Annotated in this window: 16 protein-coding genes and 1 tRNA gene; 13 read left to right on the top strand and 4 right to left on the bottom strand. The window is 65.2% G+C overall.

Going from position 1 to position 19,688, the window contains the following annotated elements; genetic code table 11:
- Window positions 1–7 precede the first annotated feature (7 nt).
- The 3 genes from L0G76_RS06985 to upp all read right to left on the bottom strand — a co-directional run bounded on the left by L0G76_RS06985 (window position 8) and on the right by upp (window position 2,785).
- On the bottom strand, window positions 8–949 hold the full coding sequence (locus L0G76_RS06985; protein WP_304356573.1) for an endonuclease/exonuclease/phosphatase family protein: 942 nt from the start codon (window positions 947–949) through the stop codon (window positions 8–10).
- Window positions 950–1,048: 99 nt separating this feature from the next.
- Complete coding sequence (locus tag L0G76_RS06980) at window positions 1,049–1,876, bottom strand: winged helix-turn-helix transcriptional regulator (protein WP_487246994.1); 828 nt, start codon at window positions 1,874–1,876, stop codon at window positions 1,049–1,051.
- 270 nt (window positions 1,877–2,146) lie between these two features.
- Window positions 2,147–2,785, bottom strand: a complete 639-nt coding sequence (gene upp, locus L0G76_RS06975; RefSeq protein ID WP_304356571.1) for a uracil phosphoribosyltransferase — start codon at window positions 2,783–2,785, stop codon at window positions 2,147–2,149.
- Between the two features lie 78 nt (window positions 2,786–2,863).
- Between upp and L0G76_RS06970 the strand changes: the two genes are divergently transcribed.
- The 13 genes from L0G76_RS06970 to L0G76_RS06910 all read left to right on the top strand — a co-directional run bounded on the left by L0G76_RS06970 (window position 2,864) and on the right by L0G76_RS06910 (window position 19,064).
- Window positions 2,864–3,415, top strand: coding sequence for a tRNA adenosine deaminase-associated protein (locus tag L0G76_RS06970; RefSeq protein ID WP_092103540.1), 552 nt, complete (start codon window positions 2,864–2,866; stop codon window positions 3,413–3,415).
- A 59-nt stretch (window positions 3,416–3,474) separates the two neighbouring features.
- Window positions 3,475–3,921 carry a nucleoside deaminase gene (locus L0G76_RS06965; RefSeq protein ID WP_304356570.1) on the top strand — a complete coding sequence of 149 codons (447 nt, stop codon included), beginning with the start codon at window positions 3,475–3,477 and terminating at the stop codon, window positions 3,919–3,921.
- A gap of 89 nt (window positions 3,922–4,010) precedes the next feature.
- A tRNA-Ser gene (locus L0G76_RS06960) sits at window positions 4,011–4,098 on the top strand.
- A 419-nt stretch (window positions 4,099–4,517) separates the two neighbouring features.
- Window positions 4,518–5,993: an NCS2 family permease gene (locus L0G76_RS06955; protein WP_304356569.1), complete on the top strand. Its 1,476-nt coding sequence runs from the start codon at window positions 4,518–4,520 to the stop codon at window positions 5,991–5,993.
- 229 nt (window positions 5,994–6,222) lie between these two features.
- Window positions 6,223–7,683, top strand: a complete 1,461-nt coding sequence (locus L0G76_RS06950; RefSeq protein ID WP_304356568.1) for a xanthine dehydrogenase small subunit — start codon at window positions 6,223–6,225, stop codon at window positions 7,681–7,683.
- Complete coding sequence (gene xdhB / locus L0G76_RS06945; protein WP_304356567.1) at window positions 7,680–10,112, top strand: xanthine dehydrogenase molybdopterin binding subunit; 2,433 nt, start codon at window positions 7,680–7,682, stop codon at window positions 10,110–10,112. Before L0G76_RS06950 ends, xdhB begins: the two co-directional genes overlap by 4 nt.
- Entirely contained in the window at window positions 10,109–10,897 is a 789-nt protein-coding gene (xdhC, locus tag L0G76_RS06940; protein ID WP_172802550.1) for a xanthine dehydrogenase accessory protein XdhC, read from the top strand. Before xdhB ends, xdhC begins: the two co-directional genes overlap by 4 nt.
- Before the next feature lie 61 nt (window positions 10,898–10,958).
- Window positions 10,959–12,245 carry a guanine deaminase gene (gene guaD, locus L0G76_RS06935; RefSeq protein ID WP_304356566.1) on the top strand — a complete coding sequence of 429 codons (1,287 nt, stop codon included), beginning with the start codon at window positions 10,959–10,961 and terminating at the stop codon, window positions 12,243–12,245.
- Between the two features lie 310 nt (window positions 12,246–12,555).
- Entirely contained in the window at window positions 12,556–13,368 is an 813-nt protein-coding gene (locus L0G76_RS06930) for a hydroxypyruvate isomerase family protein (protein ID WP_304356565.1), read from the top strand.
- 71 nt (window positions 13,369–13,439) lie between these two features.
- Window positions 13,440–14,327, top strand: coding sequence for a 2-hydroxy-3-oxopropionate reductase (locus tag L0G76_RS06925; RefSeq protein ID WP_092103524.1), 888 nt, complete (start codon window positions 13,440–13,442; stop codon window positions 14,325–14,327).
- Between the two features lie 170 nt (window positions 14,328–14,497).
- Window positions 14,498–16,291, top strand: a complete 1,794-nt coding sequence (gcl, locus tag L0G76_RS06920; RefSeq protein WP_304356564.1) for a glyoxylate carboligase — start codon at window positions 14,498–14,500, stop codon at window positions 16,289–16,291.
- A 142-nt stretch (window positions 16,292–16,433) separates the two neighbouring features.
- Window positions 16,434–17,813 carry an allantoinase AllB gene (gene allB, locus L0G76_RS06915; RefSeq protein WP_304356563.1) on the top strand — a complete coding sequence of 460 codons (1,380 nt, stop codon included), beginning with the start codon at window positions 16,434–16,436 and terminating at the stop codon, window positions 17,811–17,813.
- 783 nt (window positions 17,814–18,596) lie between these two features.
- Window positions 18,597–19,064, top strand: a complete 468-nt coding sequence (locus tag L0G76_RS06910; RefSeq protein ID WP_304356562.1) for a DUF559 domain-containing protein — start codon at window positions 18,597–18,599, stop codon at window positions 19,062–19,064.
- Between the two features lie 76 nt (window positions 19,065–19,140).
- Here the strand turns inward: L0G76_RS06910 and bcp are convergent, their stop codons facing one another.
- Window positions 19,141–19,608, bottom strand: a complete 468-nt coding sequence (bcp, locus tag L0G76_RS06905; RefSeq protein ID WP_304356561.1) for a thioredoxin-dependent thiol peroxidase — start codon at window positions 19,606–19,608, stop codon at window positions 19,141–19,143.
- Window positions 19,609–19,688 lie beyond the last annotated feature (80 nt).

Below are 19,688 nucleotides of genomic sequence, written 5' to 3'. Positions count from 1 at the left end.
CCGACGACTATTTCAGGTTCAGGCCGGCGACGACGGCGCGGTGGTCACTCGATCCGCGGCCGAGAACCTCGTCGGAGGTGGCCTCGAACCCGCGATAGAGGACGTGGTCGAGGCGGGTCACCGGGAAACGAGCCGGCCAGGTGAACCCGAACCCGCCGCCTGCTTCGACTCGCGAATCCTCCAGGGGAGGTGACAGGGTCGAGAAGTTGGTGTCCGTCGTCGCGGTGTTGAAATCACCGGCGACGATGACGTGCTCGGCCTCATCGGTCTCGACCTCTGTGGCCAACCTGCGGATCGCCGCATTGCGCATGGCCTCGTGGCCGGGGCGCACCGAGGGCATGTGCACGGAGTAGAACCTGACGTCGCCGTGGTCTGTCGAAATGGTGGTGGCGAAGGCACGCGGCCACTGCAGCCCCAAACTGATCTCTTCGGGCGCGGACATCGGCCATTTCGACCACACGCCGATGGTGTCGACGACCCGCGAATTCTCGAACGAGGAATCGAGTTCCTTGTGGATGATCCTGCCCGACAGAGATTCCAGCTCCTGGATCGTGACGATGTCCGGGTCGGCGGACACGAGGCTCTTCGCCGCCGCTGTGGGCTCGGGCAGCCTGGCACCCACATTGTGTGTGGCGACGGTGAGGTCCGGTGTGCCCTGGTCGTCCGTTGGAATCAGCGCGGAGCCGAACATCGAGGCCCAGACCACTGTCGGTACCAGAATGCCGATCGCCGACAGGAGGGAGAAGCGGACGAGGAACATGAGCAGCACAAGGGCCAGGAAGACCCCCGTCCAGGGCAGGACGCTCTCGATGAGCAGAGCAATTCCCATCCTGGCGGGCAACAAGTTGTGGAGTAGGAGAAACGCCGCATAGGCCAAGCCGAAGATCAGCGCAGTGATCCCCTTGGTAGGGTTATGCGTCTTTCTGGGTTGAGGAGATTCCAGGTTCATCGATTAAGAATCTTAACCGCTGAATCTGTCTTCAAGCTGGGTGCGTCATGCGATGTGCCTTACACGCGTCCAGGGGGATCGGCCGCCAGTGAGAATCGGTCACCGGTGAGCAGTCGCTGACCACACCGTGACATCGGGATGAGTGTCATAGCGATACCCGGAGCCCCTCATCGTGCGAATCACCGAAGAGTACTCTCCCAAACGCCTGCGCAGGCGCCGGATATGCACGTCAACAGTCCTCTCATCAGGAACTTCGCCGCCCGACCAGACGGCAGTGATGAGATCTTCTCGAGGCAGGGTCGAATCGGCATGCGAAACGAGAGTCGCGAGAAGATCGAACTCCTTGGTCGTGACATCGATGAGATCGCCGTCGATGCGAACCTCGCGGCGAGGGATGTCGATGCGCAGACGCTCGGCGGTTCTGTTCTGGAAATTCCCATCGAAACGGGATCCGAAGCCGCCCGTGGGCGCGGCTTCGCCGATGCCCTGCTCGGCCTCACGGCGCAGAGCCGGCGGGTGGATGCGGCTGGGGATGCGCGAGCGGACCGGGCCGTGTGTTCCTGCCGGGGTGCCCGTGGCGGCGGGGGAGCCGTTGGCGACAGCGCGCACGGCATCGATGTCGTTGCCGCGACCTTCCGGTGCCAGAGCGATGACCGCTTGGGTCTCTGCCTGGGAGGCCAATTCCTGTGCGTAGGCCTGCAGCTCACCGGCGATTGCGGACAGATTGGTCCCATCCGCGGCCGCTTTGGACTCGTCGAGGCCGATGTAGACGATGATTCCGCGCGCTGCCTTCGGCGAGGGCACGACGCCGGCGGGGCCGAAGGTGTGGGGCGGGTTCTGCGGGTCTACTGCACTCAACCTGGCTCCTGCACGACGGACGGCAGCTGCGCTGCGTGGATGTGCGTACGCTGGTTCTGGATTCGACATGGCTGTCCTTTGCTTCGACCTGTTGGGCCGTTGTGACTGAATGAGTCCGCTGCGGAGGGTGCGTGTACTCGTTCGAGGCCGGACAGCGGAGGGACGGTCACCGACAACGAACGCAGGGCATACACATGCCTGCGGGGCACATTCGCGTCTGGTGCGTCGTAGAAGTCATAGCTTCATTATTTGTCACAAAACTCGCGAGTTGCAAAGGAAAGCCCGAAAATGAGACAAGTATGACGAAATATGACGACTCGTCACGATCTCCGGCTCAGCTCAGTCGACGATTCCGTACATCCGGTCACCGGCGTCACCGAGGCCCGGGACGATGTAGCCCTTCTCATTGAGCCTCTCGTCGAGCGCGGCCGTGTAGATCTCGACGTTCGCGGACTCCGCGTAATCCTTCTCGATCCGTTCGACACCCTCCGGGGCGCTGACGAGGCAGACCGCGGTGACGTCCCTGGCGCCTCGGGCGAGGAGGAAGTCGATGGCCATGGCCAAGGTTCCACCCGTCGCCAGCATGGGATCGACGACGAAGATCTGCCGCCCGCTGAGGTCATCGGGCAGACGATCTGCGTAGGCGCTGGGCTCGAAGGTCTCCTCATCGCGGACCATCCCCAGGAAGCCGACCTCGGCGGTGGGGAGGATGCGCAGCATGCCGTCGAGCATGCCCAGGCCCGCGCGCAGAATCGGGACGACGACAGGTCGGGGCTCGGCCAGGCGCGTGCCGGTGAACGTCGTGACGGGGGTCGTGATCTCCTTGTCCTCGACGGCCACCGACCGCGTAGCCTCGTAGGCGAGAAGCATCACGAGCTCTTCGGTGAGCTGACGGAACCGAGCGGAATCGGTGCTCCGGTCACGCAGGACGCTGAGTTTGTGGGCGATGAGCGGATGATCGGCTACATGAAGGCGCATAAGAGAAATGGTACGGAACTTTTCATCTTCGCGCGTCGGGCTGTGGTGAAAGGACACCGAAGCCGTCACAATGGAGGCATGTCCTACTTCACTGAGATCCTTGCCGAATCAAGCGATGGTTTTCGTGCGCTCGATGTCGATGTTCGGGATGCCTCCGACCTCGACAGCCTCGTCGACATGATGCAAGCCGCCGGGGCGGAAGACGGCGAATCGGTCGCGGTCATCGAACACGAGGACGAATGGTTCGGGCTCGTGCGAGTCTGCGACAACAACGAGGTCAAGGTCTTCCTGTCCGACCTTCGTGCCGTCGAGCTCAGCCCCTTCGCAGAGATCTTCGCCGATTTCCTCGATGCGCAGCCCGACGCCTATGAGGCGGAGCCGGAAGAGGAGTTCGGCCTCGAAGAAGACGAGACTGCAGATGACGATGACGACGACGATGAGGACGTCGCAATGCTCGAGTTCGACGCCGACGCCGAATGGGCAGGCGATGCCGAGATCTATGCCGACCGTGGGGTCCTCGCCGCTGATCTCATCGAGCAGGTGGAGAAGTACCGCTCCGATCCTGCCCGCGTCGTCGCCCACGTCGGCGAGACCGTCGGGTTCGCCGACCAGCTCGAGGCCGCCCGCTGAGCTCACCGGAGGAGAGTGCGGAACTCGGCTTCGGCGCTCACACGCACTTCCAGGACTGGATGGAACTCGCCCTCGCCGAGGCGGCCCTGGCAGGCGAGCATGACGACGTTCCCGTCGGGGCCGTGGTCCTCGACAGCGACGGTTCGGTGATCGGGCGCGGTCACAATCGACGCGAGGTCGATCAGGATCCGCTCGGGCATGCCGAGCTCATGGCGCTGCGCAATGCCGCCGAGGCGACCGGGCGCTGGCGCCTCGACGGCGCCACCCTTGTGGCCACCCTTGAGCCCTGTGCGATGTGCGCAGGCGCGGTGGTCGGATCGCGGATTGCTCGGGTCGTCTACGGTGCATTCGACGAGAAGGCGGGTGCTGCAGGGTCTGTCTGGGATCTGCTGCGAGACCGTGCGGCCCTGCATCACCCAGAGGTCTACTCCGGGGTCGCAGCGAGTAGGTGCAGTGCGCTGCTCAGGGATTTCTTTGCCGCGAAGCGGGGGAGTCCCGCTGGTTGAGCGAGGCTGCGAGGTGACATCAGAACAGTGGCTCAGGTCACTGCCTCTCGATTTGGACGCCACCCGGGCATAACTGTAATGTTGTCCGCGGTGGCGTGTCCGAGCGGCCGAAGGTGCGACACTCGAAATGTCGTGTAGGGCATCCCCCTACCGTGGGTTCAAATCCCACCGCCACCGCCGCTGTGCAAGGCCCCGAACGCCCTGGTCAAACAGGATGTTCGGGGCCTTTGCCATTTCACCATCGCCGGCCTCTGGCTTGACGTTCCGCCTTGTCTGCCGCCGCGAGGCCCTCCCCGCCGCCGCGAGGCCCTCTCTGCCCCCGATGGTGGGCGTCGGCTCGGCATTTGCGATGATGGCGTGTGGCCGAGAGGGGCGAGCTGGCCGTTGTCAATCAGTGTGATCAAGCTGTGATCGTTGACACATTATGCAAAACAGACTTAACTGGTCAGTCGGAACGGAAGTGTTTTTCCATGATGTGAAAGGAAATTTCTATTATGGAAGTGGCTTCCGCTTCTCTGCGCATGTTCAAGGCGCATGGCCGTCGACGATGATGCCGACGGCTGATCAAATCGAACAACTAGAGGTGGTCCATGAAAATGGCTGACAACGACCAAGGGCGGGATACGACAACCGTCCCCGAAAGCACCGGAAGTCCGGGCTTACTCGACCGATTCTTCGAAATCACATCGCGTGGCTCCTCGATCAGACAGGAAATCCGCGGAGGCATCGTCGCCTTCGTCGCGATGGCCTACATCGTCGTCCTCAACCCGCTCATCCTGGGCGGATCCGAGGACGTCGCGGGCGGGTCGCTCGACTTCGCCCAACTGACCGCGGTCACCGGCCTCATCGCCGGCGTCATCACGATCCTGTTCGGAGTCGTCGCGAAGCTCCCGTTCGCTCTCGCCGCGGGACTGGGCATGAACAGCTTCCTGGCCGTCTCGGTGGTCCAGGAGGTCACCTGGGCCGAGGCCATGGGGCTCGTGGTCATCAACGGCATCATCATCGTCGTGCTCGGAGCCACCGGCATCCGCACAGCGATCTTCAACGCCGTGCCGCATGCCCTCAAGGTCGCGATCACGGTCGGCATCGGCCTGTTCATCGCGTTCATCGGCTTCGTCAACTCCGGGTTCGTCACCCGCACCCCGGAAGGCCCACCGGTTCAGCTGGGCCAGAACGGGTCGATCGCGTCCCTGCCGACGGCGGTGTTCCTGTTCGCCCTGATCCTCATCGGCATCCTCGTCGCACGCAAGGTGCCGGGCGGAATCCTCATCGGCATGATCGTGGCCACGATCGTCGCGATGGTCATCCAGGCCTTCGCGAAACTGGGCACCGTGGGTGACCCGGTCAACCCGGACCCCGTGGGCTGGAACCTCTCCGCCCCCGAGATCCCCGGCCAGATCCTCGCTCTGCCGGACTTCTCCCTCATCGGAGCCTTCGACCTCATCGGATCCTTTGAGCGCATCGGCGTGCTCGCCGCCACGATGCTGGTCTTCACCCTGGTGTTCACGAACTTCTTCGACGCCATGGGCACGATGACCGGACTGGCCCGCAGCGCCGGACTGCAGACCTCTGACGGAATGTTCCCCCGCATCCGCGGCGCATTCGTCGTCGAGGGTCTCGGCGCCGTCGCCGGTGGTGGAGCCTCCGCCTCGTCGAACACCGTGTTCGTCGACGCAGCGGCCGGCATCGCCGAAGGCGCACGCACCGGACTCGCCGCCTGCATCACCGGCGGACTGTTCCTGGTCTCGATGTTCTTCGCACCGCTCATCGGAGTCATTCCGATGGAGGCCGGAGCCGCCGCACTCGTCGTCGTCGGCGCCATGATGGTCACGCAGATCCGCGAGATCGACATGAGCGACTTCCGCACCTCGCTGCCGGTGTTCCTGACCATGGTCACGATGCCGCTGACCTACTCGATCGCCAACGGAATCGGCGTCGGATTCATCTCCTGGGCCCTCATCCACGCGATGAGCAAGCGCGGCCGGGACGTGCACTGGCTCCTCTGGGTCGTGTCGGCAGGATTCGTGCTGTACTTCGTTCGCGGACCGATATCGGCTATGTTGGGTGGATGAGTGAAATGATTGGACATCTTGCTTGGGGAAAGGGCCAGATCGCACACGGCGATTGAGAGCCCGTCAGTCGCTGCACTGACGGGCCACCCAGCCAACTGGGCCACCCCGTCACCTCGACACCACGTTCTTCGCTGCTGTTCGCATGGATAACCAGAAGTTTCGAAGAACGAAGCAATTGTTCCAACCATGCACTGTGCGCCGCAGAGACGAGGCGCAGGAGGTAAGTGCGATGTCTGCCCCGGCAACACAACGTTCCACCGCCCAGATTTCGGTGAACTCGACAGCTCACGAATTCGACGGCCCCCCACATACCAATGCCCTGGACTTTCTCCGCGGAGTCGGCCTCACCGCAGCAAAGGAAGGCTGCGCCGAAGGCGAATGCGGGGCCTGCGCGATCATGGTCGCCCGCCCCGACGCCGATGGGTCAACCCGCTGGACCTCGATCAACTCGTGCCTGCTGCCGGCCGCCGCACTCGATGGCCAGGAGGTCATCACGGCCGAAGGCCTCGCCGACGCAGAGTCCGTGCACCCGGTCCAGGAAGAGATGGCCGTGCGCGGCGGATCCCAATGCGGATACTGCACCCCCGGCTTCATCTGCTCCATGGCCGCCGAATACTACCGGCCCGAACGTGCCGCCGACGCCGCCGACCATCACTGCGGTCCCAACGGCTTCGACATCCACTCCCTGTCCGGCAACCTCTGCCGCTGCACCGGCTACCGTCCCATCCGCGACGCCGCCTACGCCCTCGGCCAGCCCGAACCCGGCGACTGGGTCGCCGAGCGCCGAGACCGACCGGCACCCGCCTCGGCGAGCACGGACATCCACCGAGCCGATACGGCCACCGGCGAGACCGGACGCTTCCGCCGTCCTTCCACCCTCGCCGAGGCGCTCGACATCCTGGCGGGCGAACCCGAGGTCCTCGTCGTCGCCGGCGCCACCGACTGGGGCGTCGAGGTCAACATCAAGGGCGCACGCGCCAAATCGATGCTCGCCATCGACCGCCTGCCCGAACTGCGCACCATCGCTCGCACCGACGAGTACATCGAACTCGGTGCTGCCCAGACCCTGAGTGAACTCGAACGCGAACTCGCCGGCTCGATCCCGCTGCTGGGCAAACTGATCCCGCAGTTCGCCTCCCGCCTCATCCGCAACGCCGCCACCATCGGCGGAAACCTCGGCACGGGATCACCCATCGGTGACACCCCGCCGGCACTCCTGGCCCTGGACGCACAGCTCGTGCTCACCTCGGCGAGGGGGTCACGGGTCGTGGATCTGGCCGAGTACTTCACCGGCTACCGGCAGACCGTGCGCAGCGCGGACGAACTCATCACCGCAGTTCGCATCCCGCTGCCGCTGTCGCCGATGACCTCGTTCCAGAAGATCGCGAAGCGCCGCTTCGACGACATCTCCTCCGTCGCCATCGGCTACGCCGTGAACGTCGAGGACCAGGTCGTGACCAAAGCTCGGCTGGGACTCGGCGGCGTGGCTGCCACCCCCTTGCGCGCCACAGCCACCGAGGCTCTGCTGGAAGGGTCACCCTGGACTCTTGAGACCGTGCACGGTGCGGCCGAGACGTTGGCCGCCGAAGGCACCCCGATGGATGATCACCGAGCGAGTGCGAAATACCGGACCGCGATGCTGCGGTCCTCGTTGGAACGCTTCTATGCCGAACAGGAGGCAGGACGATGAGCCAGCTCTCACAGCGCCCCACCCACCCCATCGTCGGTGAGTCCCACCACCACGAAAGCGCCTTCGGTCACGTCACCGGAGCGGCCCTCTACACCGATGACCTCGTGGGACGTCTCGCGGGGGTCCTTCATGCCCATCCCGTGCAGTCGACTCAGGCGCATGCGAAGCTGAAGAGCGTCGACATCGACGGCGCCTACCAGGTGCCAGGGGTCGTGCGCGTGATCACCGCCGCCGACATCCCCGGCGTCAATGATCAGGGCGTCAAACACGACGAGCCGATGCTGCCCGTCGACGAGGTGATGTTCTACGGTCAGCCCGTCGCCTGGGTCCTCGGCAACGATCTAGAAGCCGCGAAGGCCGGAGCGGCAGCCGTGAGCGTCGACTACGAGCCGCTGCCCTCACTCGTCACCGTCACCGAGGCGATCGAGGCCAACAGCTTCCACGGCGTCCAGCCCGTCATCGACAAGGGCGACGCCACCGGAGCCTTCGCCGATGCCGCGCATGTGTTCGAAGGCGAATTCGAGCTCGCCGGCCAGGAGCACTTCTACCTCGAGACCCAGGCCTCCCTGGCCCATGTCGATGAGAGCGGGCAGATCTTCGTCCAGTGCTCGACGCAGCATCCCACCGAGACGCAGGACATCGTCTCCCACGTCCTCGGGGTCCCCGCCCACGAGGTGACCGTCCAATGCCTGCGCATGGGCGGCGGCTTCGGCGGCAAGGAGATGCAGCCCCACGGCTACGCCGCGCTCGCGGCCCTCGGCGCCAAGCTCACCGGTCGCCCCGTGCGGTTGCGGCTCAACCGCACGCTCGACATCACGATGACCGGCAAGCGCCACGGCTTCCACTCGTCCTGGAAGATCGGCTTCACCGCCGAGGGCAAGATACTGGCCCTCGACGCGACGCTGACCGCCGACGGCGGGTGGAGTCTCGACCTGTCCGAGCCCGTGCTCACCCGCGCCATGTGCCATATCGACAACACCTACTGGGTGCCCAACATCCGCGTCGCCGGGCGGATTGCGAAGTGCAACAAGACCTCGCAGACCGCCTTCCGCGGATTCGGCGGCCCCCAGGGCATGCTGGTGATGGAGGACATCCTCGGCCGAGTCGCCCCGAGGTTGGGACTGAGCGCCCGTGAACTGCGCCGCCGCAACTTCTACCAAGCCGGCCAGGATACCCCGTACTACCAGCCCGTGCGCCACCCCGAGAGGATGGAGGCCGCCTGGGACCAGGTCGTGACCAGTGCCGAGGTGGAGGCTCGGGAGGCAGAGATCGCGCAGTTCAACGCCCGGAGCCCACACGTCAAACGCGGCCTCGCACTGACCCCGGTGAAGTTCGGGATCTCGTTCAACCTCACGGCCTTCAACCAGGGCGGTGCCCTCGTGCTCGTGTACAAGGACGGCTCCGTCCTCGTCACCCACGGCGGCACCGAAATGGGGCAGGGCCTGCACATGAAGATGCTGCAGGTCGCGGCCACCACCCTCGGGGTGCCCCTGTCCACGGTCCGCCTCGCGCCCACGAGAACGGACAAGGTCCCCAACACCTCGGCGACGGCGGCGAGCTCCGGCACCGATCTCAACGGCGGTGCGGTCAAGGACGCCTGCGAGCAGATCCTGGGCCGCCTGACGCAGGTGGCCGCGGGAATCCTCGGAGCGCCCGCCCACGAAGTCACCGTCAGCCGCGGCATCGTCAGTGCGTTGTCATCGAAGAAGACGGTGACCTGGGAGGAGCTCATCAACGCCGCCTACTTCCAGCGGATCCAGCTCTCGGCATCGGGGTTCTACCGGACCGAGGGACTGCACTGGGACCTGTCGATCATGACCGGGGAGCCCTTCAAGTACTTCGCCTACGGCGCCGCCGTGAGCGAGGTCGAGGTCAACCGCTTCGACGGCTCCTACACACTGCGTCGCGTCGACATCGTCCACGACGTCGGCGATTCGCTGTCACCGCTGATCGACCTCGGGCAGATCGAAGGCGGATTCGTCCAGGGTGCCGGATGGCTCACCCTTGAGGACCTGCGCTGGGATGCCTCCGACAAGCCCAGCCGAGGTCGCTTGGCCACCCAGGCCGCGAGCACGTACAAGATCCCCAGCTTCTCCGAAGCCCCGGAGGTCTTCAACGTCTCGCTGCTGGACAAGGCGCACGAAGAGGGCGCCGTCTACGGTTCCAAGGCCGTGGGCGAACCCCCGCTGATGCTCGCATTCTCCGTCCGCGAGGCCCTGCGGGATGCCGTGGCCGCTTTCGGCACGGGTTCGGCGGCCGGTGAGGCAGGCCCGTCGGTCGAGCTGGCCTCACCGGCGACACCAGAGGCCGTGTTCTGGGCCATCGAATCGGTGCGTTCGCAGCCTACCGGCGATGCTGTCGGCCCGGGCAGCGCAGTGCAGGCAGACGCTGTTCCGGGGGACCAGGAAGGCGTCAGTGTCCCGTCATGACTTGGATGGACACAGCGGCCGAGCTTCGTGCTTCTCGAGTCCCGGCCGTCCTCGTCACTCTCGCCGCGGTCCGCGGGCACGCCCCGCGTGAGGCCGGAGCGAAGCTGATCGTCACCGCCGATGACCTGCATGGGACCATCGGCGGCGGCAATCTGGAGATGACGGCCGTCACCCGCGCCCGCGAGATCCTCGCATCCGAGTCGTCGTCCGCACCCGAGATGCTCACGCTGCGGCTCAACGACAAGGCACCGGCCAAATACGGGCGCCAATGCTGCGGCGGGGAGGTCAACGTGCTGCTCGAGCCGCTGCCCGTGCCCGCCTCGGTGGCGATCTTCGGGATCGGCAACATCGGTCTCGAACTGACCCGGATCCTGGCCCGTCACGACATCGACGTCCACGTCAGCGACTCCCGTCCCGAGCATCTCGAGGAGCTCGACCGTCTGGAGCCGCCGGTGGCGGCGATTCATCGTGAGTTCGCCGTCGTCGGAGAGGAGGTGCTGACCGTCCTGCCGGCGGGCACGCACGTCCTCATCATGACGCACGACCACGCCGAGGATCTGCACCTCTGCGATGCGGCGCTGACCCGCGGCGACCTGGGCTCCATCGGGCTCATCGGCTCGAGCGCCAAATGGCAGCGGTTCAGAAAGAACCTCATCGCCGAAGGCCACACCCCCGAAACCGTCGACACCATCGACTGCCCCATCGGTCTGTCCGATCTGCCCGGAAAGCAGCCGGCGACGATCGCTCTCAGCGTCGCCGCCGACCTGCTGACCCGCATGGGCTGACCCGAGGCGTCACACCGAACCAGACACCACTGTTTGTCACTTCACAGGAAGCACCACCACTATGTTCATCTACCGTGCCCGAGTCTTCGACACACCCACCGACCCCTTCGCCGGAGGTGAGCTGCGTTCCGATGCGGACCTCGCGCTCGTCGTCGACGACGGCCTCATCATCGCCCGCACCGACTATCCGAGCGCGGTGGCTGCCCATCCCGACGCCGAGGTGGTCGACCTGCGCTCCGGAGTGCTCATCCCCGGCCTCGTCGACACCCACGTCCACTACCCGCAGATCCGCGCCATCGGCTACCTCGGCAAACCCCTGCTCGAATGGCTCGACCACTGCGCCCTGCCCGAGGAGGCCAAGCTCGGCGACGAGGCCTATGCGCAGACCCTGGCCGACGAATTCCTCACCGGACTGACGTCGGCAGGGACCACCTCGGCGATGGTCTTCGGTTCGCATTTCGCCACTGCCGTCGACGCGCTGTTCTCCCGAGCCGCCGAGGCGGGTCTGCGGATCACGTCGGGCCTGGTCACCAGTGACCGGATCCTCCCGGAAGAACTGCTGACGAGCGTGGAGCGGTCGGTGTCCGAGAGTCAGGGCCTCATCGACCGCTGGCACGGCAAAGGCCACCTCCGGTATGCGCTCACCCCGCGCTTCTCCTTCTCCGCCGGGCAGGAGCTGTTGGCCGCCGGTGGGCAGGTGGTGGCTGATAACCCGGGTATCTGGGTCACCTCTCACCTCAACGAGAACCATGACGAGATCGCCGGTGTGGCCGAGATGTTTCCCGAAGCACGCGACTATCTCGACACCTACGACCGGGCCGGTCTGCTGGGCCGGCGCACGATCATGGCCCACAATGTCCACCCCAGCGACCGTGAACTGGCACGAATGGCCGAGGTCGGGGCCGCCTCGGCGCACTGTCCGACCTCGAATTCGAACCTGGCGAGCGGATTCTTCCCGCTGCGTCGGCACATCGAAGCCGGGGTGCGCGTCGCGCTCGGCTCCGACGTGGGCGCGGGAACAGGGTTCTCCCTGCTCAAGGAGGGCGTCCAGGCCTACTTCATGCAGCAGCTCGACCCCTCGGGAGGCCTGCCGCTGAGCTCAGCTCACCTGCTGCACCTGGCCACAGCCGCCGGCGCCGAGGCGCTCGAACTCAGCGACGATGTGGGCGACCTGTCCGTGGGCAAACGCTTCGACGCCGCCTATATCTCACCCGCTGCGGGCCAGCCCCTGGCGGTGGGTCTCGAACACGCCAGCAGCGACGAGGACGCCCTGGCGAAGATCTTCGCCATGGGGACACCGGCCGACATCACCCGCGTGTGGGTCGATGGAGGCCTCGTCAAAGGCTAGACACACTGTGCCTCTGGGCATACTGGCGCCCTGAACTCTGCTGCGCCGACTTCCGCAGCAGGGCCGCCGCAGGCCGACCTTCTGAATCTCAGCAACCCTTCGGTCGCTGAGCAACCTCGCTACGGGGTGCTCAGCGACCGAAGGGTTGCTTTCGTCGTCGTGCGGTGCGGGCAGTGTGCGGAGAACTTTGCGGCGGGGGTTGACTCCGGCTCGCGAGCCTGCTTATGCTTGATTTCATCAAACGGAAATAAAATTCCACGATACGAAAACAATGGAAACCCGGACTCGCAGAGACGCGAAGGAGAATCCCATGACGACATTCGATTTCACCAATGCCGACAGCTACATCCTCAACTGCTCCACCCTGCTCACCGAGCTGCCCGTCATGGACCGGGCCCAGGCGGCCAAGGATGCCGGCTTCAGTCAGGTCGAATTCTGGTGGCCCTTCGACGGCAACCCGACCCCCACCTCGGCGGAGGTCGACGAATTCATCGCCTCGCTCGACAAGGCCGGCGTCGAGCTCAAGGGACTGAACTTCTGGGCCGGCAACATGGCCGGCGGAGACCGCGGCATGGTCTCGATCAAGGGCGCAGAGGCCGACTTCGCGGCCAACGTCGATATCGTCGTCGAGATCGGCCGCCGCACCGGCTGCCGCGCCTTCAACGCCCTCTACGGCCTGCGCACCGAGGGACAAACTCCCGAGGAGCAGGACGAGGTCGCGATCGAGAACCTCAAGCTCGCGTCGGACGCCGTCGGCGCCATCGACGGCACAGTCCTCGTCGAGCCCGTCTCCGGCGCCGAGGCCTACCCGCTCAAGACAGCGTACGACGCCGCGGGCGTGGTCGAGAAGGCTCGTGCCCAGGGCGTGACCAACATCGCCGTCCTCGCCGACTTCTTCCACATGTCGATCAACGGTGACGATGTCGCCGCGGTCATCGAGGCCGACGCGGCGAGGTTCGGACACATCCAGATCGCTGACGCCGCCGGCCGCGGAGCCCCCGGCACCGGAGAGCTGCCCCTGCAGGACTGGATCAACCGCTCCTACGAACTCGGCTACACCGGCCAGATCGCCCTCGAGTACAAGCAGGATCGCGCCACCGCATTCGAGTGGCTCGCGAACTGAAGCCCCAACACGTTCCAGGCGGCGCACGAGCGCAGAGCGCCCACGACCATACATCTGCAAAGGATATGAACATGAGCAGGACAATCGCATTCATCGGACTCGGAATCATGGGTCTGCCGATGGCCAAGAACCTCGTCACCGCCGGCTTCACCGTCCGCGGCTTCAACCGGACACCCGCGAAAGCTGCGGAACTCGAGAAGGCCGGCGGCCAGGCCGCAGGCACCATCGCCGAGGCGGTCGACGGTGCCGATGTCATCATCACCATGGTCCCGGACTCCCCGGACGTCGAAGACGTGCTGACCGGCGAGGAGGGCATCCTCGCGCACGCGAAATCCGGTGCCTACTGGATCGACAACTCGACGATCCGTCCCGACGTCGCAAAGAATCTCTCCGCCCAGGCCGCCCAGAAGGGACTCAAGCCCCTCGACGCACCCGTCTCCGGCGGCGAGGCCGGAGCGATCAACGGCGCGCTGTCGATCATGGTCGGAGGCGACAGGGGCGACTTCGATGCCGTGAGCGATGTCTTCGATGCGGTCGGCAAGACCATCGTCCTCGTCGGACCTGCGGGCTCGGGGCAGACCGTCAAGGCCGCGAATCAGCTCATCGTCGCCGGCAACATCGAACTCCTGGCCGAGGCCGTCGTCTTCCTCGAAGCCTACGGCGTCGAGACCGACTCGGCGCTGCAGGTCCTCGGCGGGGGACTGGCCGGTTCGAAGGTGCTCGACCAGAAGGGGCAGAAGATGCTCGACCGTTCCTTCGACCCCGGCTTCCGCTTGGAGCTGCACCACAAGGACATGGGCATCGTCACCGCCGCCGCCCGCGAGGCCGGTGTCTCGATCCCACTCGGATCGGCCGTCGCGCAGCTCGTCGCCTCGACCGTCCAACAGGGCAACGGAGGACTCGACCACTCGGGACTGTTCACCGTCGTCGAGCAGCTCTCGGGCAAGAACCAGAGCTGAAGCCAACCCACAAACAGGGCGGGGCCCTCGGCATTGCGACACCGAGGGCCCCGCCCCACCACGAACCGGGCCGGCGACAACGTCGTCGCCGGTCCACCCGCCTCGGTCCGCTCCCGGGCCACCGAACTCGGTCCGCTCCGATGCGGACTCGCTGACACGAAGGAAGAACAATGACACGTATGCGCGCAGTTGACGCGGTGGTGCTCATCCTCGAAAAGGAAGGCGCCACAGAAACATTCGGCTTGCCGGGGGCGGCCATCAACCCGCTGTACTCGGCGATGAGGGCCCACGGCGGAATCGGCCACACACTGGCCCGCCATGTCGAAGGGGCCTCGCACATGGCCGACGGGTACACGCGAGCGAAGGCCGGGAACATCGGCGTCTGCCTCGGCACGTCGGGGCCTGCCGGCACCGACATGATCACCGGGCTCTACGCCGCCGCCGCGGACTCGCAGCCCATCCTGTGCATCACCGGACAGGCTCCCGTCGCAGTCCTCGACAAGGAGGACTTCCAGGCCGTGGACATCGCCTCGATCGCGAAGCCGGTGACCAAGATGGCCAAGACCGTCCTCGAGGCCGGACAGGTTCCCGGCGTCTTCCAGTCGGCCTTCCAGCTGATGCGCTCGGCCCGGCCGGGTCCGGTCCTCATCGATCTGCCGATCGACGTCCAGCAGACCGAAATCGACTTCGACATCGACACTTACGAACCGTTGGTGCCATCGATTCCGGCGGCCACCTCGGCGCAGGCGGAGAAGGTCCTCGACCTCATCGCCGCCGCATCGCACCCGCTGATCATCGCCGGCGGCGGCATCCTCAATGCCGATGCGGCGGACCAGCTCGTCGAATTCGCCGAGACAACCTCGATCCCGGTCTCACCGACCCTGATGGGCTGGGGCGCGATTCCGGACAACCATCCGCTGCAGGCGGGCATGGTCGGCATCCAGACCCATGTGCGCTACGGCAATGCCTCGTTCCTCGAATCCGACCTGGTCATCGGAATCGGCAACCGCTGGGCCAACCGTCACACCGGTGACCTGGGCGTCTACCGCGAGGGACGGAAGTTCGTCCACATCGACATCGAACCGACGCAGATCGGACGTGTGTTCTCACCCGACTACGGCGTCGTCTCCGACGCCGGTGCCGCCCTCGACGCGCTGCTGGTCGCTGCTCGCAGTCGCGGCGGCGCGAGCCTGCCCGACTTCACCGGCTGGGCCGGCGAATGCACGCAGCGCAAGTCCACCGAGCACCGCAAGACCAACTACACGGACATGCCGATCAAGCCGCAGCGGGTCTACCAGGAGATGAACTCCACGTTCGGTGACGACGTGACCTATGTGTCGACGATCGGCCTGAGTCAGATCGCCGGTGCCCAGATGCTCCACGTCTACAAGCCCCGCCACTGGATCAACGCTGGTCAGGCGGGTCCCCTGGGCTGGACCGGACCGGCTGCGTTGGGCGTGGCGAAGGCCAAATCGGAGGAGACCGTGGTCGCCCTGTCCGGTGACTACGACTTCCAGTTCATGCTCGAGGAGCTGGCCGTCGGTGCCCAGCATCAGATCCCCTACCTGCACGTCGTCGTCAACAACTCCTACCTGGGTCTGATTCGGCAGTCGCAGCGAGGCTTCGACATGGACTACGAGGTGTCGCTGGCCTTCGACAACATCAACTCCTCAGGCGGAGCTGCGGGCTACGGCGTCGACCATGTGGCCGTTGCGCAGGGACTGGGATGCAAGGCGCTGCGCGTCGAAGATCCCGAACTCATCGGTGAGGGACTGCGGGTGGGCAAGGAGCTCATGGACGAGCATCAGGTCCCCGTTGTCGTCGAGATCATCCTCGAGCGCATCACGAACATCTCGATGGGTGCCTCGCTGGATGCGATCAACGAGTTCGACGTCCTCGCTCAGACCCCGGCCGACGCGCCCACCGCGCTGACCCCGATGAGCGAGCTCGCCGCAGCGAAGTAGACGTCCGGCCGACCGGGGCCGATGTCGGCCACGTCACAATTGGTATACCATGGCCCGAGGGTGTCGGACACACGAATCCGACCCCCTCGGGGGCTTCTATGACATGCTCGGCGAGACGCGTCGGAGCGAATGAGGAGGATGTATGAACGTCGATGGCGGCGGAGCACAGGCCACCGACCAGGGCCTCGACCTGGTCATCCGAGCCCAGCGGGCAGTTCTGCCCGATGGCGTGGGCGCGGCCGAGGTCGGTGTGCGCGACGGCACGATCGCCGAGATCGCCACCGCGGGGGCAACACTGAGCGGGACCACCTCGGCGAACGCGAAGGTCGTCGATGTCGACGAGAATCAGGTGCTGCTGCCCGGTCTCGTCGATTCGCATGTCCACGTCAACGATCCCGGCCGCAGCGAATGGGAGGGCTTCTCCAGCGCCACCCGAGCCGCAGCTGCCGGCGGCGTGACGACGATCGTCGACATGCCGCTGAACTCCCTGCCGCCCACGGTCAACGTCGAATCGTTGGACATCAAGCGCGAGGTCGCGGGATCCAAGGCATTCGTCGATGTCGGCTTCTGGGGCGGCGCGATCCCCGGCAACACCGCGGACCTCAAGCCCCTCTTCGACGCCGGAGTCTATGGTTTCAAGTGCTTCCTCGAGGACTCGGGTGTGGAGGAGTTCCCACCCTTGGAGCCCGAGGAGCTGCGCACCGATATGGCCGAGCTGGCGAAATACGACGGTCTGCTCATCGTCCACGCCGAGGATCATTCGGTGATGGCGCAGGCGCCGAAGAACTCGGGCCGCAAGTTCAGCGACTTCCTCGCCTCCCGCCCCCGTGAGGCGGAGAATGTTGCGATCGCCCGCGTCATCGACGCCGCCCGGGAGACCGGTGCCCGTGCGCACATTCTCCATCTGTCATCGGCCGATGCGCTCCCGCAGATCGCGGAGGCCAAGGCCGAGGGTGTGAAGCTCACGGTCGAGACCTGCCCGCACTACCTCGTGTTCACTGCCGAGGAGATTCCGGACGGGGCGACCACGCACAAGTGCTGCCCGCCGATCCGCGAAGAATCCAATCGGGAGGCACTGTGGCAGGGGCTCGTCGACGGCACGATCGACTGCGTCGTCTCCGATCACTCGCCCTCGACGGCCGAACTCAAGCTCATCGACACCGGTGATTTCGGCGCCGCGTGGGGTGGCATCTCCTCCCTGCAGCTGGGCCTCTCACTGATGTGGACCGAGGCCGCGAAGCGTGACATCGACCTCGCCGAGGTGGTGGCCTGGATGTCCTCGGCCCCCGCCGCAGTCGCCGGGGTGCAGGACAAGGGGGCGATCGCCCTCGGCAACGACGCGGATTTCGCAGTCTTCGCCCCAGATGAGGAGTGGACGGTCGCCGCCGCCGACCTGTATCACCGCAACCAGATCAGCGCCTACGACGCCCGTGCCGTCCGGGGCGCGGTCAAGGCGACGATCCTCCGCGGCGCCCCCGTGAACTTCGACGACCCCCAGGGCCGCCTGCTGCGCGCTCGCTGAGGCCGTGTCCGCTGAGGCCGTGTCCGCGGTAACTCTGCCGCGCATCTACTCTGGAGCAACCATTCGCTCGCTGAGCAACCTTTAGCCGGGTTGCTCAGCGCCCTCAAGGTTGCTCGCCTGATTCGCTCTTGACCATCGGGTAGCTGTACGACTGCCAGGTTGCTGTCGATCCTGCCTCTATGCACAGAGTTATCCACAGATTGTTGGAAACTGTTGCTGTTTGTTGGTCAATGGTGAAGTTTGGTAGCTATGTACACAAATTTCACCACTGCCCGTCTGCTGCGCATGGGGTTCTCTCGCACCGAGGTGAGACGTGCCCAGAGCTGCTGTCTGCGACGAGTCGCTCGAGGGCGATATGTCACCGAATTCGTCTGCACCGATCAAAGACACAGTCAGTTGTGGGAGTCGATCAAGAGAGGGTCCAGCGGCGAATTCGCTCGGTTCGGTGACACTCGGGATCGGGTCGAACGGCTCAAAGTACTGATCCGAGCGCGAGCTGAGCACCTTCAGGAGGCGCAGCTCAAACAGTCAGCGCCGCGCGGAGGAGAGGCATTCAGCCATCTTTCTGCTGCGCTCATCCACGAGTTGCCGGTGAGTGGATTCAACGTGCAGCGAGTTGAGGTCGTTCGACCGGCGGTCAGTCGCACCTATGCCAACCTGCGAGTGCGACGACGAAAAATTCCGCAGGAACAACTCGTTCGGATCGGCATCTATCCGGTGACATCGCTGGAAAGAACACTCATAGACGTCGCTCGCGATTGCTCACTCGAGTTGGCGGTGCCGATGCTCGATCACGCTCTGCGTGGCCGCTGGACAACCCTGGATTCCGTCAGATCTGTAGTTGAGGAATGCGCCGAGGCTGCCGGTGCACGAATGGTGGCCACGGCGCTTGCGATCGCTGATGAGCGCAGAGAATCCGTAGCCGAATCCATCTGCGCGGTGAGATTCTTCGAGCACGGGATCATCGGCTTCGAGCCACAGATCAATATCTTCGATGACGCCGGACACTGGTTGGGCAGGGTCGACTTCTGTTGTGAGAAGGCGAAGGTCATCGTCGAAGTCGACGGGATGGGCAAGTACAGCCGTGGGTCTGGGGATCCCGGTCGGGAGATCGAAAAGGAGAAACTTCGCGAATCGGCGCTGGCTGCTGCCGGTTACCGCGTGGTGCGCCTGACGTGGAGACAGCTATTCAGAGCCGAGCCCTTCGCGCACATCCGCAGCGTGACCGCAGAGAGGCTTGCCTCGAACTGAGCAACCCTGCAGTCAGTGAGCAACCGTCAGAAGGGTTGCCCACTGACCGCAGGGTTGCCGGAGTTGGTGTGACGCCTCAGGCGCCGAGCTTCTCGCGGAGGCGGGCGACGTGGCCCTCGGCATCGACGTTGTATTCGACGCTGGCCAGCGTGCCGTCTTCGGCAATGACGAAGGTCGAGCGCAGTGTGCCCTCGAAGGTGTTTCCGCTGATCGTCTTCTCGCCGAATGACCCGTAGGCCTGTGCCAGTTCCGCACCTGGATCGGAGAGCAGCGGGAAGGTCAGCTGCTGATCATCCGTGAACGCCTGCAGCGCCTCGGCATCGTCGGGGGAGACGCCGATGACCTGGAATCCGGCGCTGGCCAGGGACGAGAGGTTGTCGCGGAAGTCGCAGGCCTCGGTTGTGCAGCCGGGCGTCGCGGCCTTGGGGTAGAAGTAGAGGATGACCTTCTTTCCGGCGAAGTCCGACTTCGAGTAGGTCTTTCCGCTGGCATCGGACAGGGAGAAGTCCGGTGCGCTCTGTCCGACTTCGAGTTGTGTGCTCATGTTGATGCGTCCTTTCGTAGGTGACTGCTTGTGCTGGTGGTAGTCAGTTCTGTTGCGCGCCCGCGTCCGCGACGCCCGCG

This window comes from Brevibacterium picturae (genome assembly GCF_030453725.1).
GTDB classification, from domain to species: Bacteria; Actinomycetota; Actinomycetes; order Actinomycetales; family Brevibacteriaceae; genus Brevibacterium; species Brevibacterium sandarakinum_A.
This window is presented reverse-complemented; position numbering and strand designations above follow the sequence as displayed.